This window comes from Gracilibacillus halotolerans, from assembly GCF_014206945.1.
In the GTDB taxonomy this organism is placed as follows: domain Bacteria; phylum Bacillota; class Bacilli; order Bacillales; family Amphibacillaceae; genus Gracilibacillus; species Gracilibacillus halotolerans.
The window spans coordinates 1-25041 of sequence record NZ_JACHON010000008.1 but is presented as its reverse complement, the minus strand read 5'-3'; the positions used below and the strand labels follow the sequence as shown (position 1 = coordinate 25041).

At 37.0% G+C, this 25041-nt stretch carries 28 protein-coding genes, 11 tRNA genes and 1 rRNA gene; 36 read left to right on the top strand and 4 right to left on the bottom strand.

All coding sequences use genetic code 11. From position 1 onward, the window contains the following. Positions 1-3: 3 nt before the first annotated feature. The 8 genes from GGQ92_RS09505 to GGQ92_RS09470 all read left to right on the top strand — a co-directional run bounded on the left by GGQ92_RS09505 (position 4) and on the right by GGQ92_RS09470 (position 5576). Positions 4-816 carry a DUF368 domain-containing protein gene (locus GGQ92_RS09505; protein ID WP_184247703.1) on the top strand — a complete coding sequence of 271 codons (813 nt, stop codon included), beginning with the start codon at positions 4-6 and terminating at the stop codon, positions 814-816. Between the two features lie 83 nt (positions 817-899). After that, positions 900-1220, top strand: coding sequence for a thioredoxin family protein (locus GGQ92_RS09500; protein ID WP_184247698.1), 321 nt, complete (start codon positions 900-902; stop codon positions 1218-1220). 58 nt (positions 1221-1278) lie between these two features. After that, complete coding sequence (locus GGQ92_RS09495) at positions 1279-1971, top strand: ABC transporter ATP-binding protein (protein ID WP_184247695.1); 693 nt, start codon at positions 1279-1281, stop codon at positions 1969-1971. Continuing rightward, entirely contained in the window at positions 1968-3380 is a 1413-nt protein-coding gene (locus GGQ92_RS09490; RefSeq protein WP_184247692.1) for a hypothetical protein, read from the top strand. The genes GGQ92_RS09495 and GGQ92_RS09490 overlap by 4 nt, the downstream gene beginning before the upstream one ends. Before the next feature lie 61 nt (positions 3381-3441). Beyond that, positions 3442-3909, top strand: coding sequence for a MarR family winged helix-turn-helix transcriptional regulator (locus GGQ92_RS09485; protein WP_184247689.1), 468 nt, complete (start codon positions 3442-3444; stop codon positions 3907-3909). Between the two features lie 65 nt (positions 3910-3974). Further along, a complete protein-coding gene (locus GGQ92_RS09480) occupies positions 3975-4226 on the top strand; it encodes a glutaredoxin domain-containing protein (protein WP_184247686.1) in 252 nt (83 codons plus the stop codon). A gap of 59 nt (positions 4227-4285) precedes the next feature. Next, a complete protein-coding gene (locus GGQ92_RS09475; RefSeq protein WP_184247683.1) occupies positions 4286-4612 on the top strand; it encodes a YppG family protein in 327 nt (108 codons plus the stop codon). 226 nt (positions 4613-4838) lie between these two features. Next, positions 4839-5576 (top strand): alpha/beta hydrolase, encoded by a 738-nt coding sequence (locus GGQ92_RS09470; protein ID WP_184247680.1) that lies wholly within the window; start codon positions 4839-4841, stop codon positions 5574-5576. A gap of 159 nt (positions 5577-5735) precedes the next feature. On the opposite strand, the gene GGQ92_RS09465 is transcribed toward GGQ92_RS09470, so the two are convergent. Beyond that, positions 5736-6650: an EamA family transporter gene (locus GGQ92_RS09465; RefSeq protein ID WP_184247677.1), complete on the bottom strand. Its 915-nt coding sequence runs from the start codon at positions 6648-6650 to the stop codon at positions 5736-5738. 491 nt (positions 6651-7141) lie between these two features. On the opposite strand from GGQ92_RS09465, the gene cshA reads away from it, so the two are divergent. Continuing rightward, entirely contained in the window at positions 7142-8608 is a 1467-nt protein-coding gene (cshA, locus tag GGQ92_RS09460) for a degradosome RNA helicase CshA (RefSeq protein ID WP_343068803.1), read from the top strand. 54 nt (positions 8609-8662) lie between these two features. Here the strand turns inward: cshA and GGQ92_RS09455 are convergent, their stop codons facing one another. Further along, positions 8663-9112 carry a hypothetical protein gene (locus GGQ92_RS09455; protein WP_184247673.1) on the bottom strand — a complete coding sequence of 150 codons (450 nt, stop codon included), beginning with the start codon at positions 9110-9112 and terminating at the stop codon, positions 8663-8665. A 31-nt stretch (positions 9113-9143) separates the two neighbouring features. Beyond that, positions 9144-9911: a rhomboid family intramembrane serine protease gene (locus GGQ92_RS09450; protein WP_184247670.1), complete on the bottom strand. Its 768-nt coding sequence runs from the start codon at positions 9909-9911 to the stop codon at positions 9144-9146. Positions 9912-10104: 193 nt separating this feature from the next. On the opposite strand from GGQ92_RS09450, the gene acpS reads away from it, so the two are divergent. The 14 genes from acpS to GGQ92_RS09380 all read left to right on the top strand — a co-directional run bounded on the left by acpS (position 10105) and on the right by GGQ92_RS09380 (position 22227). Further along, positions 10105-10470 carry a holo-ACP synthase gene (acpS, locus tag GGQ92_RS09445; RefSeq protein WP_184247668.1) on the top strand — a complete coding sequence of 122 codons (366 nt, stop codon included), beginning with the start codon at positions 10105-10107 and terminating at the stop codon, positions 10468-10470. A gap of 519 nt (positions 10471-10989) precedes the next feature. Further along, positions 10990-12006, top strand: a complete 1017-nt coding sequence (locus tag GGQ92_RS09440) for a LolA family protein (protein ID WP_184247665.1) — start codon at positions 10990-10992, stop codon at positions 12004-12006. Between the two features lie 615 nt (positions 12007-12621). Further along, positions 12622-13740: an alanine racemase gene (alr, locus tag GGQ92_RS09435; protein ID WP_184247662.1), complete on the top strand. Its 1119-nt coding sequence runs from the start codon at positions 12622-12624 to the stop codon at positions 13738-13740. A gap of 145 nt (positions 13741-13885) precedes the next feature. Then, entirely contained in the window at positions 13886-14167 is a 282-nt protein-coding gene (locus GGQ92_RS09430; RefSeq protein ID WP_184247659.1) for a CopG family ribbon-helix-helix protein, read from the top strand. A 3-nt stretch (positions 14168-14170) separates the two neighbouring features. Further along, positions 14171-14521 (top strand): type II toxin-antitoxin system PemK/MazF family toxin, encoded by a 351-nt coding sequence (locus GGQ92_RS09425; protein WP_184247656.1) that lies wholly within the window; start codon positions 14171-14173, stop codon positions 14519-14521. A 373-nt stretch (positions 14522-14894) separates the two neighbouring features. Continuing rightward, on the top strand, positions 14895-15758 hold the full coding sequence (locus tag GGQ92_RS09420; RefSeq protein ID WP_184247653.1) for an RsbT co-antagonist protein RsbRA: 864 nt from the start codon (positions 14895-14897) through the stop codon (positions 15756-15758). Between the two features lie 13 nt (positions 15759-15771). Then, positions 15772-16128: an STAS domain-containing protein gene (locus GGQ92_RS09415; protein ID WP_221437287.1), complete on the top strand. Its 357-nt coding sequence runs from the start codon at positions 15772-15774 to the stop codon at positions 16126-16128. A 2-nt stretch (positions 16129-16130) separates the two neighbouring features. Beyond that, a complete protein-coding gene (locus GGQ92_RS09410) occupies positions 16131-16532 on the top strand; it encodes an anti-sigma regulatory factor (RefSeq protein WP_184247647.1) in 402 nt (133 codons plus the stop codon). A 63-nt stretch (positions 16533-16595) separates the two neighbouring features. Then, entirely contained in the window at positions 16596-17609 is a 1014-nt protein-coding gene (locus tag GGQ92_RS09405; RefSeq protein ID WP_184247644.1) for a PP2C family protein-serine/threonine phosphatase, read from the top strand. Between the two features lie 112 nt (positions 17610-17721). Beyond that, positions 17722-18051, top strand: a complete 330-nt coding sequence (locus tag GGQ92_RS09400) for an STAS domain-containing protein (RefSeq protein ID WP_184247641.1) — start codon at positions 17722-17724, stop codon at positions 18049-18051. Continuing rightward, positions 18052-18528, top strand: coding sequence for an anti-sigma B factor RsbW (rsbW, locus tag GGQ92_RS09395; RefSeq protein WP_184247638.1), 477 nt, complete (start codon positions 18052-18054; stop codon positions 18526-18528). Further along, complete coding sequence (gene sigB / locus GGQ92_RS09390) at positions 18500-19291, top strand: RNA polymerase sigma factor SigB (protein WP_184247634.1); 792 nt, start codon at positions 18500-18502, stop codon at positions 19289-19291. The genes rsbW and sigB overlap by 29 nt, the downstream gene beginning before the upstream one ends. 1 nt (position 19292) lies before the next feature. Beyond that, positions 19293-19886 carry a SpoIIE family protein phosphatase gene (locus GGQ92_RS09385; protein ID WP_184247631.1) on the top strand — a complete coding sequence of 198 codons (594 nt, stop codon included), beginning with the start codon at positions 19293-19295 and terminating at the stop codon, positions 19884-19886. Positions 19887-20070: 184 nt separating this feature from the next. Next, entirely contained in the window at positions 20071-22227 is a 2157-nt protein-coding gene (locus GGQ92_RS09380; protein WP_184247627.1) for a Tex family protein, read from the top strand. Positions 22228-22355: 128 nt separating this feature from the next. Here GGQ92_RS09380 and cmpA read toward each other — a convergent pair whose 3' ends face one another. Beyond that, positions 22356-22484, bottom strand: a complete 129-nt coding sequence (gene cmpA / locus GGQ92_RS09375) for a cortex morphogenetic protein CmpA (protein WP_184247624.1) — start codon at positions 22482-22484, stop codon at positions 22356-22358. A gap of 68 nt (positions 22485-22552) precedes the next feature. Here cmpA and GGQ92_RS09370 point away from each other — a divergent pair, with 68 nt between their 5' ends. From GGQ92_RS09370 to GGQ92_RS09310, 13 genes are all read left to right on the top strand, one after another. After that, a complete protein-coding gene (locus tag GGQ92_RS09370) occupies positions 22553-23008 on the top strand; it encodes a SprT family protein (protein ID WP_184247622.1) in 456 nt (151 codons plus the stop codon). Positions 23009-23250: 242 nt separating this feature from the next. Beyond that, a tRNA-Asn gene (locus GGQ92_RS09365) sits at positions 23251-23325 on the top strand. Positions 23326-23328: 3 nt separating this feature from the next. Then, positions 23329-23419: transfer RNA gene (locus GGQ92_RS09360), tRNA-Ser, on the top strand. 10 nt (positions 23420-23429) lie between these two features. Continuing rightward, positions 23430-23501: transfer RNA gene (locus GGQ92_RS09355), tRNA-Glu, on the top strand. Between the two features lie 14 nt (positions 23502-23515). Further along, positions 23516-23592, top strand: a tRNA-Asp gene (locus GGQ92_RS09350). 4 nt (positions 23593-23596) lie between these two features. After that, a tRNA-Gln gene (locus GGQ92_RS09345) sits at positions 23597-23671 on the top strand. Positions 23672-23915: 244 nt separating this feature from the next. Next, positions 23916-23991 (top strand) — tRNA-Lys (locus tag GGQ92_RS09340). Between the two features lie 17 nt (positions 23992-24008). Next, positions 24009-24092, top strand: a tRNA-Leu gene (locus GGQ92_RS09335). A 75-nt stretch (positions 24093-24167) separates the two neighbouring features. Then, positions 24168-24244: transfer RNA gene (locus GGQ92_RS09330), tRNA-Arg, on the top strand. Between the two features lie 3 nt (positions 24245-24247). Beyond that, positions 24248-24324: transfer RNA gene (locus GGQ92_RS09325), tRNA-Pro, on the top strand. A 212-nt stretch (positions 24325-24536) separates the two neighbouring features. Continuing rightward, positions 24537-24610 (top strand) — tRNA-Gly (locus GGQ92_RS09320). A 10-nt stretch (positions 24611-24620) separates the two neighbouring features. Beyond that, positions 24621-24697, top strand: a tRNA-Ile gene (locus GGQ92_RS09315). Positions 24698-24847: 150 nt separating this feature from the next. Further along, a 16S ribosomal RNA gene (locus tag GGQ92_RS09310) occupies positions 24848-25041 on the top strand; the annotation flags it as partial.

The following is a 25041-nucleotide window of genomic DNA, read 5'->3' as shown; positions in this document are numbered from 1 at the left end:
CATTTGGAATGGAGAAATCTTTATCGTGGTTTGGTGATGGGAGCAAGTGATGTAATACCGGGTGTAAGTGGTGGCACGATTGCGGTTGTGTTAGGTATTTATGATCGCCTTATCGAAGCCATTAACGGGATATTTAGTAGAGATTTTAAAAGACACTTTTTATTTTTATTGCCACTTGGTATTGGCGTGCTTACGGCCATTTTCTTATTAGCCCGTGTGATTGAATGGTTGTTTGAGCATTATCCAGCACAAACTCAATTCGCTTTTTTAGGCCTAATTATTGGTGTGCTGCCATTTTTATTTAATAAGTCTGAAGCGAAGCAAAATTTTAAAATACCACATTATTTATTAATCCTACTTGGAATAGCAATTGTTGCGCCTATGATGTTGTTACAAACAGGTGAGGGAGCAATCATTACCGAATTTTCGACTTCCACCTACATATGGTTGTTCTTTTCTGGGTTTGCAGCGAGTGCGGCGATGATTTTACCTGGTATTAGTGGCTCCTTTATTTTGTTAGTTATCGGTTCGTATGCGACGATTATTAGTGCGATTAATGACCGAAATCTGCTCGTAATTTTCATTACAGGAATAGGAATTTTATTAGGGATTCTACTTATGAGTAAAGTGATACATAAGTTATTTGCAACGTTTCCTATCGGTACCTATGCAGTAGTAATTGGGATGGTAATTGGCTCTATTTTCGTTATCTTTCCAGGATTCCCGGCAACTACTGGAGGAATATTAGGTTGTGTTGTTACGTTTGCAATTGGATTACTCAGTGCTTACCTGTTAGGGAAAGTAGAGTACGAGTAAAAAGCCAAAACCTTGAAAGTACCTTTTAACTTTGCTAAATTTTAGCTAGTACGATAAAAAAAATAAAAGAGGTGCTTGAATAAATGAAAGCAATTCATTCGGTAGAACAATTTAATGAAATTATTGCTTCTGATAAACCTGTAATCATTAAGTTTTATGCGGATTGGTGTCCTGATTGTAAACGAATGGACATGTTTATCGGAGATATTCTAGAACAATATAATAACTATGATTGGTATGAGGTAAACAGCGATGAAGTGGAAGGATTAGCTCAAAGATATGAAGTTATGGGAATACCTAGCATCCTTATTTTCCAAAATGGAGAAAAGCTTGCTCATCGCCACAGTGCATACACAAAAACCCCAGATGATGTTTTGGAGTTTTTGCAAGAAGAATTAGCATAAGGGACGCCATTTTGGTTGTCTCTTTTTTTCTAGAAATAAGAGAAACTGGGGGAATAAGATGACCGTTTTAAAATTGGCCAATGTCCATGTGGAGATCGGAAGAGAGACGTTATTAAATGATATAAGCTTTGAAATGTCCGAAGGGGAATCCATCGCGCTGATTGGACACAATGGTGCGGGGAAGTCTACATTAATGAAGACAATTATTGGAATGCAACAAAAAAAGGAAGGCACGATTCATATACATAATAGAGATCAGGATATTGATTATTTAGCTTATAAAAAGTTATTTTCCTACATACCAGAGGAACCATTTCTATTACCAGAATTAACGGTAATGCAGCATGTTCAACTATATGGTAAGAGTTATGAAATGGAAGAGAGCTCATTACTGACTAGAGCTGAGGAGTGGCTACAACTCTTTGAAATAGAGGACAAGATGAATGAATACCCCGAATCTCTTTCTAAAGGTATGAGGCAGAAAGTGCAAACGATATGTGCTCTGTTACCGGATGTACCTCTACTATTAATTGATGAACCTTTTGTTGGGTTAGACGTACATGCAATTACTCAATTAGAAGAAATTTTAATACAAAAAATAAGAAGTGGTACGAGTATTCTACTAACGACTCACCAGTTGGAGAGATTGGACAGGTTAGCAACGTCCTATGTCATGCTAAAGAAAGGATTAATAATAGAGCAAGGCGATGTGCAGCAATTTAAGGGATTATCAAGGAGAATGGAAGAATGAAGCGAACCGTAGCTATTCTTAGATTTATTAGAAAGAATCGATCACAAAAGAAAAGAAAATTATATCGATTTGCTTTCGGTGTAGCTCTAGACAAAACGATTTCTGTGTACCTTGGCTTGTTTACTATTCTTTTCCTTATTATTTTATACGACCAATTGCAGCAGTTTGAGCCCATATTTCATCAAATTGAATCATTAACAGAGAATCGCTTATCATGGATTGTTATAGGGTTGATTGCGGGAGCTTTAGTCCTATCGAATGAGGACCCTGCGATACGAATAACGAGTGCAGAATACAAATTATCGACACTATCCTATTCCATTAAGCACATTTGGAAACTATTATTCTTAGAAAAAATGATACGCTCTATGATAAACATAACCGCCTTCTTCAGTTTATTATTAATTTTCACGCCATTCTCCTATGTATTTGTTATTAAACTTTTTATTATTACGTTGGTTTCTACACTACTAGTAATCCTTCCGCAATGGTATTTTCATTCGCTTCATGGTTTAAAACGGTGGATTATCTATTTTTTAGGCTTAATACTTATTGCTATTTCTCGGCTAATTGTTATTACAGAAGTTGTTCCAGAAGAATGGATGATTAGTATAATACTAGTAATGCTACTGATTTTTCAGTTTTACATTTATCCGAAACGATTTAAGAAGGCATCTTGGACACAAATAGCTGAACGGAATGATCAGAAGGTTTGGAACATGATGATTGTCCGGTTTATGTCTGATACTAAAACAAAACCTGTACAAAGAAAATCTGCATGGAAAGATATTTATCAGCATGTATATATGAAGAAACCATTTCGATATAGTAAAGCATCTCACATGTATCGTCGTATATGGTTGAAGGGACTACAAGATCATATCGAATACGTAATAATGATCCTAATTTATTTTGCAATTTGTGTTTTTCTTACAAGTTTTAAAGGGGAATTGGTACAAGGCTTAGGGATTGTCGGTGCAATGTTTATGTATGTAAAATTGGTGGGAAGCCTATTTGTTACCGTTTTTCAATATCCACTTGTCCATAGTATACCGTGGAACATGCGAAATTTAAAATCAAGCTATATGTTTTTTGTTTATTGTAGTAGTGTGCTGTTATTCATCGTAATGGCAATTGCATTATGGATTGGTAAAGGATTTACTTTGAATATATTATGGTATAGCATCTGTTTTGTTCTTGCTTTATATGTATTGGTTGACTTCCAGCTCACTCATCATTTAAAGCGATTTAATAATCGGTGGTATACAGCCACAGCATACGAGCAACTGCTAGTATTAGCTTTATATGCAAGCTTATTTATTAGTGTGTTAAACGTGAAGTTTTTGTTTTGTAGTTTTCTTATTATTTTAATTGGTAAATATAAGAAAAAATTACCAATAAATAATTGACTGTGTTCTTTTCTTTGCTATAATACGAGTCATATAGAAGTTTGCCTGAGGAGTGTAGCCAATGAAAGAGAGAAATGAATATTTACGTAGAAAACAAGATCCTTCCTTAAAGTTATTTGTCGTCCTCTCTAAAGCATATCGATCTGTAGCGGATCAAGTGGCAGAGGACATCCAGGGGCATGGATTAAATACAACCGACTTTGGTGTTATGGAGCTACTCTATCACGAGGGCGAACAACCGTTACAAAAAATTGGAGAACGTATATTATTAGCAAGCGGAAGTATAACGTATGTTGTGGATAAATTAGAAAGAAAAGGTTTGGTGAAAAGAACACCTAGTTCTAAAGATCGACGTATTACTTACGCATCATTAACAGCAGTCGGTGAGCAGCTCCTACATGATATATTTCCAGAGCATTGGAAACAAATTGAAGCTATCACTGGTGGGTTATCGAATGAAGAAAAATTACAGGCAATAGAGCTTTTAAAGAAGTTGGGCTTATTCATAGAGAAAAATTATAATAAATAGTTTTAACTCCTCTGAATTCGGGTAGTTATAAATAGACCATTTTTACTATTCAGGAGGAGTTGCCCGTGAAATTCGATACAGTAGAAGTATATATAAGTGATGATTGTGGTAATGAATGTAACGAAATTATTCAATTCTTTAAAAATAGGGGCATTCCATACTTTATAAAAAATATATCAAAAGATAAATCTTTTTTAAAAAAACTACGGGAGCAGGATGTCTACATCACCCCAGTTGTTTTTTATGGAGAGTCGGAATATATATTAGGGTATCAACAATCAAAGCTAGAAGAAATATTTGGTTCGTTTGACTATTAACAAAATATAATGGAGTTGCATAAACTATAGTAAACTCCTTATAAAGGTAGGGGATAGAATTGCAACATCAACCACCATTCACACCTACCAATCCAAGAATGCCTTTTTATCAGGGTCAACAGAACACGTATCCAGGGTATCAACCGAACGCAAATCCATATAGCTATTTCCAGAAACCACCTATACCTATGCAAAATGTTCCTTTTCATACCAACTCACAACAGAAACCAAAACAAAATCCACTGCTAGGCTATTTTCAGACGGATAAAGGCGAGATGGATATGGATAAGGTGTTCCATACGGTAAACCAACTAGCTAGCACATATCAACAAGTATCACCGCTAGTTAAAAACGTTGGGAATTTTATAAAAACGATACAAAAATAAAAGGTATATGGATTTTTAAAAACCGAACGATTCCGTCGAATTTTGTTCGGGTTTTTTTGTATATTGAGAAGGAATAGGAATAAGACTTCTATTAACATAATTTCGCTACTTTCGATAAGTATATAGGAGAAACCGTTTCGACTATACTACATGATAAAAATAAGGAGTTAAATGGAGACTTCCGTGTAAGAAAAATAGAATACTAGCTAATGTGGAGGAAGATAAAATGACAGCATGTTTACTTATTCATGGGTTCACTGGAGGTCCTTATGAAGTTGAACCATTAGATAAGTACCTTAGAGAGCACACAGATTGGCGGATCGAGACGGTTTGTTTACCTGGACATGGATTAGGTGAAGAGGGAAAGGGATTAGATTTAGCTGGAGTATCCCACAAGGTGTGGATAAAAACGGCGGAGGAAGCTTTTTTACATATAAGAGAAAAGGAAGAAACCATTTATCTTATAGGCTTTTCGATGGGAGGAATGATTGCGAGTTATCTTGCAGCAAAATATCAAGTGGAAAAGCTTGTTCTACTGTCGGCTTCAAGGAAATTCTTTAGTATCCCACGAATGAGCATGGATATTGCGAATTTTGCCTGGAAAGCTGTCAGGAGAACGTTAAATACAGATCCGGTGTTCGCAAATTACCGACGAAAGTTTGGCCTTGTGCCTTTTTCCGCCTCGGTGGAATTTTTGAAATGTATGAAATTTACGAAGCCTTATTTAAAGAAAATCAAGACTCCTGTGTTCATTGTTCAAGGAATACAGGATGGCATGGTACCTTATAAATCGGTTCATTATCTTGATAAGGAAATACCTGCGAAGACAGAGGTTGTATATTTTTATAATTCCAAACATCTGATTTTACTAGGTGAAGATAAAGATTTAGTAATTCAAGCAGTGTTTTCATTTTTGACAAAGAAATTAAATAAAAAGAACACCTCCGTACGAGCATTACAGTAAAGCACGTACAGGGGTGAGCGAGGCGCTTTTGCTTTTCTTATTGTCTAGCGCAAGCGGCCTACCCCCTCGAGGTCTTAAGTAATGCTATTCTGTGGCAAAGAACGCCACGTCAAGCCTTACTTAAGCTTGTCGGGGGTGAACAAGGCGCTTACGCTTTTCTTATTTATCGTGCTTGGAGACGGTCAACCGCATGTTCCGCTCCCTTTTTGTACTTGTAACAAAGAGAAACAAGCCGAAAATGATAATCGTTCCACCAAGCCATTGTGACCAAGTAATGGTCTCGTTAAAAAGTAAATAAGCGAAGGCAGAGGCACCAATTGGCTCTAAGATAATAGCCATAGATATAAGAGACGTACTGAACCATTTTAATGACCAATTGAGTAAGTTGAGGCCAAAAATAGTTGGAATGATAGCTAGCAATATAAAGAATAACCAATCGTTTGCTGGATATTCAACGAGTGGATACCCCTTTAAGAGTGAATAAATGAGTAAAAACAAACCACCGATTGTATAAGCGATAAATGTGTACGTCGTCACAGATGTTTTGGATCTTATTTGCTGACCTATGAGGAAGTAAATGGTAATAAATAGAGCTGCTGTGAGAGCAAGCATATCTCCATAAAAAGCGTCACCTGCTAGTTGGAAATCCCCCATCACAATTACAAAACTTCCAAAAATAGCGATAAGCATACTAATAATCGTCGCACTAGAAAATCTTTCTTTAAAAAATAGATACGTTCCGATAAAAGCGAAGATAGGTTGCAATGTAACAAGCACAACAGAGCTTGCTACAGATGTATATTGAAGCGATTCAAACCAAAGAATAAAGTGGATCGCCAAACTAATACCTGCCAGAATAGCAATCCAACCTTCACGTTTTCCTAAGTTTTTTAATTCCTTACGTTTTTTTAGAAAAACATAAGGAAATAATATAATACCAGCTAGCAATAATCGGTAGCTAGCTGTAATCGCAACAGGTGCCTCCTCAATCAATCGTACGAAAATAGCAGATAAAGAAAGAGCAATAACACCTATGACTACAGCTGTATAAGGGATAAAAAGTTTATTTTTCACAACATCACCTGCAAGGAAGTTTAATTAATTTATTATAAGGAAAATAAGAAAGTATACTCGTATTTTTTATTATTGATATTTAGTATAACAATATTTGTATCTTTACTAAAACAATATAAAATTCTATAAGTAAATGTCACCGGAAAGGGTTTATGAATAATTATTGGTCATGCAGATAAAATTATGGTATGATTAGTAAATCAATTGGCAGTGTTTGGCAAGCCTTTTCCTATTCATGGAAGGCTTTTTTCATTGGACATAAGGAAATGTAATGATTCTCTTGTGGTTACACGAGCCAATTCTTAATTCAGGCTAATTCATTATTCGCCGCTATTAATGATAATAATAAAATTTAATTAGCAAATTAAAATGAAAAGGGAATTGCTACGATGAATCATTTCCTTATCCATTTTCCTTATAAGAATTATTAAAAGAATAATAAATTGGTTACACTGAAAATATAAACGAAATAGAAGGAGTAGAAAGTTATAGTGACTAAGTTTAACGAATTAGGTATTTCAAAGCAAATACTAACGGCATTAGAAAAGATGGGTTTTGAGGAAGCGACACCTATTCAGGCACAAACCATTCCATTAGCAATCACGGGAAAGGACGTTATTGGTCAGGCACAAACTGGTACAGGTAAAACAGCTGCATTCGGTATCCCTATGATTGAAAAAATTGAACCTAATGCTCGAAAAATTCAAGGATTAGTAGTAGCACCAACAAGAGAGTTAGCGATTCAAGTTTCTGAAGAATTGCATAAATTAGGAAGAGAAAACAGAGTAAAAACTCTACCAGTTTATGGTGGTCAACATATGGAACGCCAAATCAAGGCTCTTAAAAACGGCCCGCATATTGTTGTAGCGACACCAGGTCGTCTTTTAGACCACTTACGACGCAGAACAATCCGTGTAGACGATGTTCGAGTGGCAGTCTTAGATGAAGCAGATGAAATGTTAAACATGGGCTTTATCGACGATATCCGAAGCATTCTTGAGGCAATTCCAGAAGAACGTCAAACGCTTCTATTCTCTGCGACGATGCCTAAAGAAATTTTGGACATTGCTAAGACTCTAATGAAAAACCCAGAGAAAGTACAAGTAAAATCCAAGGAAATGACGGTATCTAATATCGATCAATTCTTTGTTGAAGTAACAGAAAAGCAAAAGTTCGATACGTTAACAAACCTATTAGATATTCATGTACCTGAATTAGCGATTATTTTTGGTAGAACGAAAAAGCGTGTAGATGAATTAACCGAAGGATTACAGGCAAGAGGCTTTCGAGCGGAAGGAATTCACGGTGATCTAACGCAAGGTAAACGAACATCTGTATTGAATAAATTTAAATTAGGTCGAATTGAAATTCTCGTTGCAACAGATGTGGCAGCACGTGGTTTGGATATATCCGGGGTTACACACGTTTATAACTTTGATATACCACAGGACCCAGAAAGCTATGTACACCGTATTGGTCGTACAGGGCGTGCTGGAAAAACTGGAGAGGCTATCTCCTTTATCACACCTAGAGAAGTACCACATTTGCATCTGATTGAAAAGGTAACAAAGAGCAAAATGAAACGTATGCAAGCGCCAAGCTATGATGAAGCGAAACGTGGCCTACAGCAGTTAACAGCAGAAAAGATCATGAAGGCAATCCAGCAAAGCGATCTGCAAGAATATCGCGAAACAGCAACTGAATTATTAGATGAACACGACTCAGTTACGATTATTGCTGCTGCTTTAAAGATGATGACAAGAGAAAGAAGACAAACTCCTGTTACATTGACATCTGTTCAGCCTGTTAGTGTGAAACATGGCTCGAAGAATAAAGGAAGCTACAGTCAAAGAGGCCGCGGCGGTGGTGGCGACAAGCGTGGAAGCTTTAATAGAAAAGGCAAGCAAGGTGGCCGTAATAGAAAGTTTCAAAATAAACGTTCCAAAAGCAATTCCTAATAAATAAGAAAAAGGTATCCAATGTAGTATGTTGGATACCTTTTATCTTTGCTTTTAAGACATATAGGTAATAATAATAACCACCAATGAAATAACCGGTACACCTAAAGTTGTAATATAGCCTACCGTAACAACGGATTGTATATATTTCTTCATTTCTGCGGGTACTCTATCGACATCATGTTGTATTTCTAGTTTTTCTTTCTTTATTTGAACGAAGCTAATGACCATAATGCCAATAGTGAAAAATAAACCTATTATTGTCCACAGAAGTGACGGGTCTTCTCCTGTATACATAAACCCAAGAATAATTAGGAAAATAGGAATCGCTTCTATCATAGCAACTTGAAGAAAATATTTCGTTTGATCTTTTTGTAATCCTTTATGGTGAAAATCATTTTCTTTTATACGTTGTTGTAAACCACGCATCAAACGCTTGAAAGCTAGTAAAATCCCTCCTGCAGCTACTACTGCCGCAACTGTAAAAAGCCAAATGGCTGTCATTCAAATTCCCCCTTAATGAATGTGATTGTTCTTATAGAAAATTACTTAGAATACCAATAAGCACTAACAAAATAAAGATTCCTATTACTATTGGTTTCATCCAATGGCGATAGCGATATCTTTTTTTCTGCCAACGATTAGGATCAAAGTTAACACCATCGTTACTTGTCCGCCTTCTCGGCGTTTGCGAAGGGTTAAATGGCTTGGCACTTTGTAATAGAATAGGGCCTAAGGCAAATCCAGCAATAAGTCCAAACAAATGACCAAGAATGTTAATATTCGGACGTAAAAAAGTCATTACTAGTGAGATAATGGTGATAATTAGAATTAACTTAGCATCAGATTGACTGATTAAACGTTTTTCAAAAAAGACCATAAAGAAGTATAAACCTAAGATACCGAAAATTGCACCAGAAGCTCCAACGTGTGAATAATAAGGCGTTGGTTCGACAAAGAAAGTCAGTATATTGGCAAGTACTCCAGTAGATAGATAAACAAATAAGAACTTTAATTTTCCTAGCATTTGTTCTAACGGTGGAGCAAATAGAATCAAAGCAAAGGAATTAAAAAGGATATGGCCGACATTGTGTGGAGAGTGAAGAAATATAGGTGTAAGGAATCGCCAATATTCACCTTGCTCGATAAAGAAATGGTGGCCAGCCCCATAAAACATAATAAGATCTCCTAGCGGTGGGATGATCCAACCAATGACCGCAATTCCAATCTGGAAAGAGACGATGATAGAAACGAGCGGATATAAACGAAAAAAGTCTTTGAATCCTTCTGTTCGAATAAACATGAAGTAACTCCTTTTTATGGAATATTTTTATAAACGTAAGATTATCCAATGAGTGTTTAATTTTTTCTGTATTTCAGCAATAGTTTATCATAGGAAGAAGTGCTTCACCTAATACAAAGCTATCGATATAACTATAGATCAAACTATTTTTTGATATACTGATAGGAAGAGTAAAGAGACGGAGGAAATCTCGATGATAATTGGTATAGGTATTGATTTAGTAGAGATAGATAGAATAACGGACATAGTAGAAAAAGGAGCAAAGTTTGTAGACCGAATTTTAACGGAAAGAGAAAAGGAATTGTTGCATAGTTATACATCGCAAAGGAGAAAAATAGAATTTATAGCAGGAAGATTTGCTGCAAAGGAAGCTTTCTCTAAAGCTTTAGGTACAGGAATAGGAGAAGTAGGTTTTAAAGACATAGAAATCCTACCAGACCCTAAAGGTGCGCCACATCTTACAAGTATAGCTGTATCAGATAAAAAAATACATCTTTCCATCTCCCATAGTAAAGAGTATGCAATTGCCCAAGTAATTATTGAAACAGTTTCGGCATAATTGGATAGGTTGTCTCATACTATTTTATTGCGGGTAAGAGGGAACAAGATGTACATCGTAACCGCTGAAGAAGTGTACGAATTGGATAAATATAGGATTAGTGAAGGGGGAATTAATGAAAGGATTTTTAATAACGGTGCGGGTTCTACCATCTATTGAAATTTAATAAATATATTTAATTAAAAAAATTCTCATAGTACACAAACGGTTGGGATACTTTCGCTATTGCACATTAGATAATGATGAAGGCTATACGATTTATCTTCTACTGGAGTAGTAGGAGAAGGCTGCTACTGTGTAAAGATAATAGTTGTGTCAAGAATTTAAATATAGTGATAAATGATTGTTATCCTCCAACCAAAAATAGGGACAAGTCATACATGTCAACTATGAAAAACACTTTAGAGAGGTTAGTATCGGAAATTATAACTATCAAATTCCATTCGTAGTTCGTACATTTCTAAAGGCGTAATCGTGTTCCCTTTGTCCTCTTATTTGAGACAAAGGAGAGATGTCGCGATGAAAAGATATATCATCCTTTTCGTAGGATTGATGTTAGTGATTGTATTAGCAGCTTGTGGAGAAAAATCAAAAGAAGACGTACTGGGCAAATTAGAAAATATGGCGGACGAATTATCAGCATATCAAACAAATGCCCTAATGACACTCGAAACTGGGAAAGAGGCTCAAGTATTTCGTATTGAAGTAACTCACAAAAAAGAAGACTTTTATCGGGTGTTATTAAAGAATGAACAAGATGAAGAGAGTAGCCAAATCATTTTGAGAAATGAAGAAGGAGTTTTTGTCTTAACTCCAGCTCTAAATAAAAGCTTTAAGTTTCAAAGTGAATGGCCAGATAATAATAGCCAACCCTATTTATTCCATTCTTTAATCAAAGATATTATTAATGATAAAGAATCAACGTTCAGCCAAACGGATAATTACTATGTATTTGAAACAAAGACAAACTACGAGGCGAACAGTAATCTACCGTACCAAACAATTTATTTTGACAAAGATTCTTATGCGCCTGTTTTAGTGAAGATTCTGGATAAAGATAAAAAGGAAGTAGTAGAAGTAGAATATTCGAACTTTCAAAAAGATCCAGACCTTCCAGAGGACACGTTTGATATGAAGCAAAACATGACGAGCAGTATTTTCGGAGTTCCAGTCATGGCCCAAGAACAGCTACCGAAAGAATTAACGGTTTTCTACCCAGAAGAAACGTTTGGCGCTGAGTTAGTAGAAGAGGATCAGATGAATACGGAGAATGGCAAACGCGTACTTTTATCGTATGATGGGGAGCGGAATTTCACGATCATACAAGAAACACTGGATGTTTATCCAACTAGTACAAGCACACCAGAGTTAATCCAAGGTGAGCCAGTAGATCTTGGTTTCAGTGTAGGTGCCATGACAAACTCTGCACTAAGATGGCAAGCTAATGGGATAAATTATTACTTAGCGAGTGACGAGTTAACAAAGGCCGAGATGATTGAAGTAGCTGTTTCTATGACTGATCAAGCAACAAAATAAGATTACTAGCACAACTCGTTGTTGAAAACGGGTTGTTTTTTTGTTTAAAATATTTATCCATTTTAAATATTAGCTGAGGCTGTTCGAAAATCAGATATCTAGGTTTAACATTAGATAACACTATTCGAAAATCAGATATCTAGGTTTAACATTAGATAACGCAGTTCGAAAGTCAGATATCTCAAATTAACATTAGATAAGCCTTTACGAAAATCGGATATCACGTTTTTCTAGGTTTATTATTGTAGGAGCATCTTAGAATCTAATATTAAACGTTATAATCCCATGTTATGCCAAAAGAATCTAATATTAAACGTTATAATCCCATGTTATGCCAAAAGAATCTAATATTAAACGTGACAATCCCATGTTACGCATATAGAATCTAATGTTAAACCTGATAATCCCATGTTACGCATATAGAATCTAATTTTAAATCTGACAATCCCATGTTGCGCCAGAAGAATCTAATGTTAAAAGCGAATATCACTAGTTAAGCAATGCCATTTCTCCGAATTTATTCATCCAGAAATGATAAATTGTCATCTACTTATGATAGTGCTAGAATACAATTTAACGGAATACGGATTGTAGAGACAAGGAGCATCACAAAAAATGGAAGAAAAATTTTACCGTGATTCATGGATAGAAGTAAATTTACAGCATATACAATATAATATCGAACAACTACGTGACAGACTAGAAGCACATACAGGAATATACGCTGTTGTAAAAGCAAATGGTTATGGTCACGGTGATGTAGAAGTCGCAAAGGTAGCACTTCAAGCAGGAGCAAATCGACTAGCTGTAGCTCTTTTAGATGAAGCATTACACCTAAGAGAAGCAGGAATTGAGGCGCCAATTTTAGTGATGGGTAGAACTCGACCTGAGGATGTTCCACTAGCAGTAGAGAAAGATATTACTTTAACTTGTTATCAAAAAGAATGGTTGCAAGAAGTTGTAGACTTGGAGTTATCGCAACCTGTTACAATCCATTTAAAATGGGATACGGGAATGGGGAGAATTGGACTGAGAACAGAAGAAGAACTTCTCGACATCTTACCATTATTAAAAAATGAGACATTCCATGTAGAAGGAGTATATACACACTTTGCAACAGCAGATGAAGAAGATGTAGCCTATTTTAATCAACAATTAACAAAATTTGAAACACTCCAATCTTTCTTTGCTAAGCATTGGTCACAACTATTAATCATGCATACTGGTAATAGTGCAGCAAGCATGAGGTTTCCGAAAAAAATGCAGCATTTTATCCGATACGGGATAAGTATGTATGGTTTATATCCTTCACCAATTGTAAAGAAAGAAAACCCAATCAACCTAAGGCCAGCTCTATCTCTATTTAGCCGTTTAACACACGTTAAAAAAGTAAACAAAGGCGAAGCCATTAGTTATGGGTCTACCTATCGTGCAGAAAAAGAGGAATGGATTGGTACAGTTCCATTGGGTTATGCAGACGGGATACGAAGAGCACTTCAAGGAATGGAAGTACTAGTGAACGGGGAAAGATGTGAAATTGTCGGCCGAATTTGTATGGATCAATTAATGGTGCGTTTGACAAAAGAGGCAAAAATCGGCGATAAAGTGACACTAATCGGCACAGATGAGCACGAAACCATTGAGATGGATGATGTTGCTGAATACTTGGATACCATCAATTATGAAGTCGCATGTATGCTAAGTGCACGGATACCAAGAGTTTATATTAGGTAGAATACGAATTAATTATCACTTTTTTGGCAAAACTAACCACTGACGAAAAATGCGATTTTCTTAAAATCCCCTTTGCAATAAGGAACCCATATGGTATGATGGAAATGATTATTAATAACGGGGTTGTCATGTTTGGTGGAGGTGTATGGTTTTGTCGGAGGACTTACAAGAAGTTGCAGTACGATTACCTAAAAACCTACTAAATGAGGTGGATGGCTTGATGAAAAATGAAGACAGTAATTTAAGTGATTTTATTTGCCAAGCCACGAGGAATTATTTACGTGAGAAGAAGAAACGGCATTTTCAAGAATCTATGCAAAAAGGGTATTTAGAAATGGCAAATATTAATCTTCATATAGCATCGGAAGCTTTCCAAGCCGAAGAGGAGGCAGAAACCACCCTTGAACGCTTAGTGAGCGGGGTGTAGATTTTGATTGTAAAAAGAGGCGATGTATACTTCGCCGATCTATCTCCTGTTGTTGGATCGGAGCAGGGAGGAGTGCGCCCTGTATTAATTTTGCAAAATGATATTGGAAATCGGTTCAGTCCAACAGTTATTGTGGCTGCAATTACTGCACAAATTCAAAAAGCAAAGTTACCAACACATGTTGAAATTGAGGCAGAAAAATATGGTTTTGAACGTGATTCTGTTATTTTATTAGAACAAATTCGTACGATTGACAAGCAACGATTAACAGATAAGATTACGCATTTAGATAGCAGCATGATGGAGCTTATAGATAGAGGGTTAGAGATTAGTCTTGGATTGACAGATATCTAACACTCTGTACTTCAAACACCTTTGTCTTTTCTATTAAAGACAAGGTGTTTTTTGATTGTTTAAGGGATGAGATTCATCAAAACAGTGGAGTTCTAGTAGAGATAATCTACATCCAAGAAAATAAGTGTTCTATCAATTTAAATGGCACCAAAAACGGCGCTTGCTTCATACATTATATGAAAGTTTAGAAAAGTTGTTAAAAAAATGTTTGACCACTTTTAAAAAGAGGTATATGTGTTAAATGGAGCCTTATAAAAAACAACTAGGAAACTAGGTTTGTTATTATAATGCATTACTAACTGTGTTTGCATTTCATTCCATATAATGTAGAATGAAATTGATAAATCATGCAATTGACGTTGGAGGGGAGAACATGCCAGAAGTATTACGTAGAATTGTTTTAGAGCATAGCGATGAGGTTGCAGCAAAATGGTTAAAAGAGATTGCAGAGAAGAGAAAGGGAGATTATACATCTTCTATTTCTACTGAATTGTATGAATCGACCAATCGTGAGTTCGTTAATAATATCTTTGCAAGTATTGATCATCCAGATGAAATTGCAAAATTAGATGCTTTTGCAGAGCGGATTATTAATTTAGGTTGGCCATTAAGTTATATTACTGATGGTCTACAATCATTCCGTAGGGTAACCATTGATTTTATATTAACGGAATCAAGCTCGGTTGAAACGGTTGAATTTTCAAAGATTCTAACTGTTGTAGACGATTGGGTCGAGCCGATTATCAAACAGCTTGTCAACCAATATTCCGGGAATTGGGAGCATACTGTATCGCTGCAACGATTAGCTTTACAGGAGTTATCAGCACCTCTTATCCCGGTTATGGAAAACATAACCATAATGCCTCTAATCGGAACAATTGATACAGAGCGAGCGAAGCAGATTATGGAAAACTTACTAGAAGGTGTCATGAAACATAACTCCGAAGTAGTATTAATGGATATAACTGGAGTTCCAGTAGTGGATACGATGGTAGCACATCATATTATTCAAGCAGCAGAAGCTGTTCGATTAATTGGTGCTACATGCATATTAGTTGGAATACGTCCGGAGATTGCGCAAACGATTGTCAATCTTGGCATTGATTTGAGTAACTTTCCGACAAAGAGTTCCCTGAGAAAAGGATTTCAATCAGCCTTAGAGATAACCAATCGTGAAATCGTAAATCTAGATAACTCCACGAACGACATGACCGATATTCTCGACTCATTAAAATAGGGGGGTGCACACAATGAGAATACCAATACTAAAGCTTCATAATTACTTATTGGTATCCATTCAAGTTGATTTGGATGACCAGACAGCCATTCGATTTCAAGAAGATTTATTGGACAAGATTCACAAGAGTGGAGCAACAGGAGTTGTAATTGATCTAACCTCCGTGGATATTATTGACTCTTTTATTGCAAAAGTTCTTGGTGATGTGGTTACAATGTCTGATCTCATGGGTGCTAAAGTTGTTTTAACAGGTATCCAACCAGCTGTCGCAATGACGCTGATTGATTTAGGTGTTCATATGCAAAATGTCCCAACTGCATTAAATCTAGAACAAGGCCTGATTAAACTTCGCCAGGAACTGGAGGAGTAGGCATGGAGATAAAATCTTGTGTGAAAATCAGAAAAGAATGGGACATCGTTAGCGCAAGACAAATGGGAAGAGAAATGGCGAAAGAATTGGGATTTGGAACTGTTGATCAAGCGAGAATTGCCACAGCAATTTCTGAGTTAGCTAGAAATATCTATTTGTATGCTGAAGACGGTCAAATTGATTATGAAGTAATTACTGAAGTGAATAGACGCGGAATAAAAATCACAGCACATGATAATGGGCCGGGAATAGAAGATTTGGGTAGAGTTATGGAAGATGGATACTCAACATCTGGCGGGTTAGGGGCAGGTCTACCAGGGGTAAAAAGACTGATGAATCATTTTGATTTACAATCTGAGCCAGGTAAAGGTACTACAGTAACGGCGATTAAATGGGTGAGATAAATTGAATGTGACACTTCCTAGAAGCATGAAGCGGTATTACATAACTGGGAGGTTAATATAAATATGGAGCCCTTTCGAATGGATGTAAATAAATATAAAGAAATGTTACAGAAATACTTGTATACAAAAGATGAAAATGCATTATACCAAGCAGGGCAATTTAGTAAGCAAACAATGAGACATAATATATTGCCGGAAGAAATTATTAACATTCATATCCAATCATTGAAGGAAATTTATCCTGATTTACCACCAACTATCGACGATTCATTAAACTTTCTCTTAGAGACGATGATATCGTATGGCCTAGCTTACCAAGAGTTTATAAGTCTTAGAGAAAAGCAAACAGAGCTTGAGTCCGAAATAGCAGTTGCGGCAAGCATGCAACAAACATTACTTTCGACGAAAAAACCAAACGTACCTGGGCTGGATATTGGGTCGATTAGTGTACCTGCACATCAAATGAATGGGGATTACTACCATTTTGTAAAAGACCGCCATCAAAATATTGGCATAGCTATCGCAGACGTTATTGGTAAGGGAGTTCCTGCAGCACTAGCTATGTCCATGATTAAGTATTCCTTAGACAGTTTGCCGGAAACGATGAGAAATCCTAGTCAAGTTCTTCAAAGCTTAAATCGAGTTGTCGAGCGAAATGTTACAGCTAGTATGTTTATTACGATGTTTTACGGATGGTATCAATATGAAACGTGTACGCTTCACTATGCCTCTGCAGGGCATGAGCCTGGCTACTACTATAGTGCCAAGGACGATCGCTTTTATGAAATGAAAACAAAAGGACTTGTTTTAGGCGTATCAGATGAGGCAAATTATGAACAGGTAAAGGTCCAACTTGAGAAAAATGATACGATCATCTTGTTTACGGATGGAGTTACAGAATGTCGTGTTGGAGAAAGGTTTCTAGAGATTGAGGAAGTATTAGAAGTAATTAAGGCGCACATGCATTTACCAGCCCAAGAAGCCGTTGACAAAGTTTTCAGGCATTTTGAACGATTACAGGATTTCCAGTTGCGTGATGACTTTACGCTAATCATTTTAAAAAAGCAAGTTTCGTAACTATTAAATGAGGGAAAATCCAACGTACAGACGCATACGTTTTAATGAAATTATACATGTATCCTTTCGAGGGGTTAGGATAAATCTAAATTCATAAGTAGGAGGTACAAGCATGAATCTAGAAATAGAGCGACTAGATAATGGCGAAACAAAGATACTTAAGGTAAATGGGGAAGTAGATGTTTATACCGCTCCGCAATTAAAGGAAGCCTTAGTTCCTCTTACAAAGCAAGAAGGGGCAAAAGTGATTGTCGATTTAGAAAATGTTACGTACATGGATAGTACGGGGCTTGGTGTTTTTATTGGTGCTTTAAAATCTACGAAGGAATACAACAGTGAAATGCGTCTCGTTTCTATGCATGATCGAGTTAGAAGATTGTTCGAGATAACTGGGCTAGATAGCATTATGAATATCGATACAACAGTACGAGGTGGAAAATAAATGGAATCCTTTGACTTCATTGAAATGAAAGTACCTGCTAAACCAGAATATGTTGGAGTAGTCCGTCTTAGTATTTCCGGAATCGCAAGTAGAATGGGATTTAGCTATGAGGAAATTGAAGATTTAAAAATAGCTATTTCAGAAGCTATGTCTAACGCCACTACACATGCATATGACGAAAAAGATGATGGCGAAATAACGATTGGATTTGGGTTGTACGCGAACCGTCTAGAAATAATGGTAGCTGACCGTGGAGGAAGCTTTGACTTAGAAGAAGTTAAAGCAGAAATAGGCCCTTATGAAAACAAACATTCAGTAGAAGAATTAAGAGAAGGAGGGTTTGGCCTCTTCTTAATTGAAGCTCTCATGGATAAGGTGGAAATAAAGAATGACTACGGAGTAATCGTCCTAATGACAAAATACCTCCACGAAAATGAGGTGGATATCAATGACGACCAAATCTCGACTACACCATAATCGAGATGACGAGGTGTACCTATGGATTAAACAATATCAAACGAATCCTGAAGATAAAGAGACCCAAGAGAAAATTGTTTTAACGTATAAAAAACTTGTTCAATCTATCGCGAGAAAATATGCTAAAAATGAAATGATTTATGAGGACTTAGAGCAAGTAGGGATGTTAGGACTGCTAGCTGCAATCAGGAGGTATGATCCAGAGGTGGGTCGATCGTTCGAGTCATTTGCAATTCCAACTATTATCGGAGAGATAAAAAGATTTATACGTGACAAGACATGGAGCGTTCATGTCCCAAGGCGTATAAAAGAATTAGGGCCAAAAATAAAAAAAGCAACGGAAGAGCTAACGATAAAGAGTCAAAGATCACCAACAATTCAAGAAATTGCTGCCTATATAGATGTTTCTGAGGAAGAAGTTCTCGAGACGATGGAAATGGGACAAAGCTATAATGCATTGTCAGTAGACCGGAAAATTGAAGCAGATGCAGATGGAAGCGAGGTTTCTATTTTAGATTTAGTTGGAAACCAGGATAAAGGCTATGATGACGTGGAACGAAAATTGTTGCTCAAGAAAGTATTGCCCATACTTACCGATCGAGAGCAACAAATTCTTAAGTACACCTATTTTGAAAACAAAAGTCAAAAAGAAACAGGCGAATTATTAGGTATTTCTCAAATGCATGTTTCTCGTATCCAGCGTCATGCTATTAAAAAGTTACGGGAAGCACTTCTAGCAGAGAATGTGGAGGCAATCCGTTAGAATGGAAGATCAAAAACGGGTAGAAGTGTCTGTCTTTCAAAAGCCTAAAAAAGGTAATTATTATTGTGGAGATAGTTATTTTTACCTTGAAACCAATCATACTTTTATCTGTGCACTCGCTGATGGGCTCGGGAGTGGCGAATTTGCAAAGGAATCCTCGCAACTTGTTGTGGAAACGATAAAGAAATATTATAAAGAGCCAATTAAACAAATACTGAGAAGATGTAATGAACAATTGTTAGGAAAAAGAGGCGTTGTGTTAGGTATTCTTCAAATGGATTTCGAAAGTGATGAATATTACTATACATCAATAGGTAACATTAGTCTTATAACCGTCACGGAGGATTCTATAAAAACGAGAAATATACCACAAGCAGGTTATCTAACTGGTTACGAGAGACCATACAAAATTGTTCGAAATAAGCTTAAAAGTGGCATGACCTTTGTGCTTTTTTCCGATGGTGTAACATCAGAAGACATCTCTAGTATGCCTATTGTAGGCGAAGATATGGAGAGCATCACAAACAGTTTTGCAGAATTATATACAGGTGATCTAGAAGATGATACAACAATAATAGCAATGAAAGTAACATAGAGATATCCCCCGACCATTTACCGGTTTGGCGGGGTATTTTTAATGTTTGAATCAAACTTACGGAAGTCCATGATTGTATAGTAGGAATATAATTTTCTTTGATTTAGCTACGTGTATACAGGAAACTATTTCGTTACGAAGGAGAACTCTGCTAAAATATAGAGAGTGTTGAAGGAGGTAAAGTATGAACCGTACTTATTTGTTACAAGCAGTTTCAAAAAAGATAAATAGAAAACCTTCCTCTGTAGAAAAAGTGATTCATTTATTAGAAGAAGGTAATACCGTACCATTTATTGCAAGATATCGAAAAGAGCAGACAGGCTCTTTAGACGAAATACAAATCAAAGAAATTCAAGATACTTGGAATTATGAACTATCTTTAGCGGAAAGAAAAGAAGAGGTTATTCGTTTAATTGAGGAACAAGGCAAGTTAACAGAAGAATTAAAAGTAAACATTGAACAGGCAACGCAACTGCAAAAGGTGGAGGATTTATATCGTCCATTCAAACAAAAACGTAGAACACGAGCTACGATAGCGAAAGAAAAAGGATTGGAGCCTCTCGCAAAGCACATATTTGAAGACCAAGATAAGGTCGATATCCAAGTGGAGGCAAAGAATTACATAAATGAGGAACATGAACTTCATACAATAGAAGATGTTTTAGCAGGTACGCAGGATATAATTGCAGAATGGATTGCCGATGAGCCAGAATATCGAGATAGAATACGATCTGTCACGTATAATAAAGGCACCATAGTATCCTCGGTAAAGAATAGCGAAGATGACGAGAAAAAAGTATATGAAATGTACTATGAATTTAGTGAGGCAGTACGTAATATCGTATCACACCGAATTCTCGCTCTTAACCGTGGAGAAAAAGAGAATTTATTGAAAGTAGTTGTAGATCCTCCAGTTGAAGAAATCCTGTCTTATTTAAGAAAAGAAATTGTAGCAACTCATGCAAAAGATGAGGTAGGACTATTTTTAAATGAAGCAATAGAAGATAGCTATAAGCGACTTATTCAGCCTTCTATAGAGAGAGAAATCCGAAATGGATTATCTGAAAAAGCAGAAGAACAAGCGATAGATGTTTTCTCTAAAAACCTCCAAAGCTTGTTACTACAGCCACCTTTAAAAGGGAGATATGTATTAGGGGTAGACCCTGCTTTTCGAACAGGTTGTAAGTTAGCGGTAATAACAGAAACCGGTAAAGTGAATGAAGTTGGTGTTATTTATCCAACGGCTCCTAGAAATGATGTAAAGGGAGCAGAAAAGAAAATATTAGAAATAATGAACCAGTATCCAATAGAACTAATTGCGATTGGAAATGGAACCGCCTCAAGAGAAACAGAGCAATTCATAGCGGACACCATTGATAAAAACAAACTAGATGTCGCTTATTTAATTGTTAATGAAGCAGGTGCAAGTGTTTATTCAGCTTCCCCACTCGCTCGCGAAGAATTTCCTGATCTTCAGGTCGAAGAGCGAAGTGCGGTATCCATTGCACGCAGGGTGCAAGATCCACTTGCTGAACTAGTGAAAATAGACCCGAAGGCGATAGGTGTTGGACAATACCAACATGATGTGAGCCAAAAGAAACTAAATGAATCCTTGACTTTTGTCGTTGAAACAGCTGTAAACCAGGTTGGGGTTAATGTGAATACAGCTTCATCCTCTTTACTACAATATGTTTCTGGATTGAATAAAACGGTAGCGAATAACATTGTGAAATATCGTGAAGAATTAGGGAGAATTTCCGACCGGAAGCAATTGAAAAAAGTCCCTAGACTCGGAAATAAAACGTACGAGCAAAGTATTGGGTTTCTTCGTGTATTAGATGGGAAAGAGCCTTTGGACAAGACACCTATCCACCCAGAATCCTATGAAGTCGTAAAATCTCTATTGAAAGAATTAGGATTAACTACAGATGATTTAGGTAGTGAAACGTTAAAACAAAAATTAGCTCAAGTAAATGTGCAGCAGCTAGCAGATGGATTATCTGTTGGTATTCCAACTTTACAAGATATTTTAAAATCCTTAGCGAGTCCAAATAGAGACCCGCGTGATGATCTACCTGCACCATTACTAAAGAAAAATGTATTAGCTATGGAAGACTTAAAAGAAGGAATGGAATTACAAGGTACAGTAAGAAACGTAGTTGACTTTGGTGTATTTGTGGATATAGGAGTAAAGCAAGATGGGTTGGTCCATATTTCAAAAATGTCAAACCAGTATGTGAAACATCCGATGGACATTGTTTCGGTAGGAGATATTGTTACTGTATGGGTCGAAGATGTTCAAGTTGATAAACAACGAATTGCATTAACGATGATACAATAATACTAAGAGCTTCTCTTCAAAATAAGGAGAGAAGCTCTTTAAAATAGAGTACTAAGGGTGTATTATCGTACAGTAGCGAAGGGTAGTTTGAGCTAGGAGTACTAGAGAAAAGTGTAAGTATATGACCACTAGGAAGAATTACGTTCATCTTCTAAATGGTTACAATAATAATACCAGCATTGATTAAGTAGTTTAATTTGTGATTTGTCCTTTGAATGAAAGGCTACAGACAATTGTCTTCTCAACCAACCAGGCATATCTGTCCCTCCAATAAAGAATTGGTCATATAATTAGTATATGTTTAGAAGATAGTGTGGTGACTTAAATGGGAAAAATAAAAGAATTGGATTTACAGCAATTGGTGGACGAAATATCGAAAACGTATTTTCATAAGCCTTTTATAGATGAAGTATGTTTTAATAAACGATTAAGAACAACTGGCGGAAGGTATATACCAAGTAAGCGAAAAATTGAATTAAACCCAAAATATTTAGAGGAATTAGGTTATGATGAATTAGAAGGTATTATTAAACATGAACTCTGTCATTATCATCTTCATATAGAAGGAAAAGGTTATAAGCATAGAGATAAAGAATTTCGAGACTTATTAAAGAAAACAAACTCGCCCCGCCACTGTAGGATGCTTCCATCAATGGAGAATGACTACACGTATCAATATGAGTGCATTAGTTGTGGTCAACTATACAATAGGAAGAGAAGAGTGAATACAACGAAGTATAGATGCGGAAAATGCAGGGGAAAACTAAAGTTCGTTCAATAAATAATAGTTGCTGAGAATGCGGATAAGAGGGATAAGCAATTAACCAAATAAGAATGGCAAAAATATAACGACGACTTATGTAAATATCTGTTGACTAATAGATTGGAGATATGATAAATTATAAAAGCACTTGTTTTTAGTAGACGTATAAATGTAAACAACGACGAGAAATTAATTTCATGTAAGTTGTTGACAAACTAAATTAGATATTGTATTATATTTATCGTCGCTTAAGTTACTATTCCACAGTAGCTCAGTGGTAGAGCAATCGGCTGTTAACCGATCGGTCGTAGGTTCGAATCCTACCTGTGGAGCCATTTGGAGAAGTACTCAAGAGGCTGAAGAGGCGCCCCTGCTAAGGGTGTAGGTCGCTTACGCGGCGCGAGGGTTCAAATCCCTCCTTCTCCGCCATTTAAATAATGGCCCGTTGGTCAAGCGGTTAAGACACCGCCCTTTCACGGCGGTAACACGGGTTCGAATCCCGTACGGGTCATCATAAATTTAATAGGTCCGGTAGTTCAGTTGGTTAGAATGCCTGCCTGTCACGCAGGAGGTCGCGGGTTCGAGTCCCGTCCGGACCGCCAGTGTTGGGCTATAGCCAAGCGGTAAGGCAACGGGTTTTGGTCCCGTCATTCCTAGGTTCGAATCCTAGTAGCCCAGCCATTTTTATTTTATCAAGAAGTATGATCGATATTTCACAAACAATTATCTATTATATTATTAAGAGCCATTAGCTCAGTTGGTAGAGAAACCGACCAACAACTTAGAGAAAACTTCATCGTAGGTTTTGCGAGGAAAGTGGCAGCGTGTTTTAAGCTGCGACAAGACGAGCACAAATCATCTTTGAATTACCATCAACTATTACAATTAGAATCACAAATAAACAATTATCCTATTATATTATTAAGAGCCATTAGCTCAGTTGGTAGAGCACCTGACTTTTAATCAGGTGGTCGGAGGTTCGAATCCTCCATGGCTCACCATTTCTTTTTTATATGACGCGGTCGTGGCGGAATGGCAGACGCGCTAGGTTGAGGGCCTAGTGGGAGGTAATCCCGTGGAGGTTCAAGTCCTCTCGACCGCATTTCGCATCTTTTTCTAAAATAGTATTGACAATGTCAAACGATCTGTGTTACATTAAGAGATGTCGCTTTTATTAGCGCCCGTAGCTCAATTGGATAGAGCGTTTGACTACGGATCAAGAGGTTAGGGGTTCGACTCCTCTCGGGCGCGCCATTCCGGGAAGTAGCTCAGCTTGGTAGAGCACTTGGTTTGGGACCAAGGGGTCGCAGGTTCAAATCCTGTCTTCCCGACCAGTAGGTTCGCAAAATACCTTCCAATATATAGAGAAGACAAAATTATACTATTATTATGCGGGTGTAGTTTAGTGACGAGCGAAACATCGTCGATTAACTGCGAGTTGTCCCGAAGAAGCCAACTTCGAAGCAATGCGAGAAGATGCAGGGACAGGAACCATAAGCTAGAAATTAATGCGTGAAAACAACGAAAATTATTATACTATTATTATGCGGGTGTAGTTTAGTGGTAAAACCACAGCCTTCCAAGCTGTTGTCGAGGGTTCGATTCCCTTCACCCGCTCCAAAATCATAATGGGCCTGTAGCTCAGCTGGTTAGAGCGCACGCCTGATAAGCGTGAGGTCGGTGGTTCGAGTCCACTCAGGCCCACCATTAGATGCCTGATCATTGAAAACTGAATCAAACAACGAGTAAGAAATATAAGCAATATGCTAGCTTTTAAGCGAGCAAGATCATATGTTGCCGATTAAGACCGCGACGTCCATGTCGCAACATCGGCATCAGCACATCCTGTGCAAGTCTTTTATTGAGAGTTTGATCTTGGCTCAGGACGAACGCTGGCGGCGTGCCTAATACATGCAAGTCGAGCGCGGGAAGCAAACCGATTCCTTCGGGATGAAGTTTGTGGAACGAGCGGCGGACGGGTGAGTAACACGTGGGCAACCTACCTGTAAGACTGGGATAACTCCGGGAAACCGGGGCTAATACCGGATAGA

Coding starts and splice junctions, on each gene's coding strand:
- GGQ92_RS09380 (WP_184247627.1), top strand. CDS start 20,071: ATGAACCGTACTTATTTGTTACAAGCAGTTTCAAAAAAGATAAATAGA.
- GGQ92_RS09500 (WP_184247698.1), top strand. CDS start 900: ATGAAAGCAATTCATTCGGTAGAACAATTTAATGAAATTATTGCTTCT.
- sigB (WP_184247634.1), top strand. CDS start 18,500: ATGACGACCAAATCTCGACTACACCATAATCGAGATGACGAGGTGTAC.
- rsbW (WP_184247638.1), top strand. CDS start 18,052: ATGGAATCCTTTGACTTCATTGAAATGAAAGTACCTGCTAAACCAGAA.
- alr (WP_184247662.1), top strand. CDS start 12,622: ATGGAAGAAAAATTTTACCGTGATTCATGGATAGAAGTAAATTTACAG.
- GGQ92_RS09385 (WP_184247631.1), top strand. CDS start 19,293: ATGGAAGATCAAAAACGGGTAGAAGTGTCTGTCTTTCAAAAGCCTAAA.
- GGQ92_RS09440 (WP_184247665.1), top strand. CDS start 10,990: ATGAAAAGATATATCATCCTTTTCGTAGGATTGATGTTAGTGATTGTA.
- GGQ92_RS09370 (WP_184247622.1), top strand. CDS start 22,553: ATGGGAAAAATAAAAGAATTGGATTTACAGCAATTGGTGGACGAAATA.
- GGQ92_RS09495 (WP_184247695.1), top strand. CDS start 1,279: ATGACCGTTTTAAAATTGGCCAATGTCCATGTGGAGATCGGAAGAGAG.
- GGQ92_RS09420 (WP_184247653.1), top strand. CDS start 14,895: ATGCCAGAAGTATTACGTAGAATTGTTTTAGAGCATAGCGATGAGGTT.
- GGQ92_RS09430 (WP_184247659.1), top strand. CDS start 13,886: ATGGTTTTGTCGGAGGACTTACAAGAAGTTGCAGTACGATTACCTAAA.
- GGQ92_RS09405 (WP_184247644.1), top strand. CDS start 16,596: ATGGAGCCCTTTCGAATGGATGTAAATAAATATAAAGAAATGTTACAG.
- GGQ92_RS09470 (WP_184247680.1), top strand. CDS start 4,839: ATGACAGCATGTTTACTTATTCATGGGTTCACTGGAGGTCCTTATGAA.
- GGQ92_RS09450 (WP_184247670.1), bottom strand. CDS start 9,911: ATGTTTATTCGAACAGAAGGATTCAAAGACTTTTTTCGTTTATATCCG.
- GGQ92_RS09415 (WP_221437287.1), top strand. CDS start 15,772: ATGAGAATACCAATACTAAAGCTTCATAATTACTTATTGGTATCCATT.
- cmpA (WP_184247624.1), bottom strand. CDS start 22,484: ATGCCTGGTTGGTTGAGAAGACAATTGTCTGTAGCCTTTCATTCAAAG.
- acpS (WP_184247668.1), top strand. CDS start 10,105: ATGATAATTGGTATAGGTATTGATTTAGTAGAGATAGATAGAATAACG.
- GGQ92_RS09485 (WP_184247689.1), top strand. CDS start 3,442: ATGAAAGAGAGAAATGAATATTTACGTAGAAAACAAGATCCTTCCTTA.
- GGQ92_RS09455 (WP_184247673.1), bottom strand. CDS start 9,112: ATGACAGCCATTTGGCTTTTTACAGTTGCGGCAGTAGTAGCTGCAGGA.
- GGQ92_RS09400 (WP_184247641.1), top strand. CDS start 17,722: ATGAATCTAGAAATAGAGCGACTAGATAATGGCGAAACAAAGATACTT.
- GGQ92_RS09490 (WP_184247692.1), top strand. CDS start 1,968: ATGAAGCGAACCGTAGCTATTCTTAGATTTATTAGAAAGAATCGATCA.
- GGQ92_RS09410 (WP_184247647.1), top strand. CDS start 16,131: ATGGAGATAAAATCTTGTGTGAAAATCAGAAAAGAATGGGACATCGTT.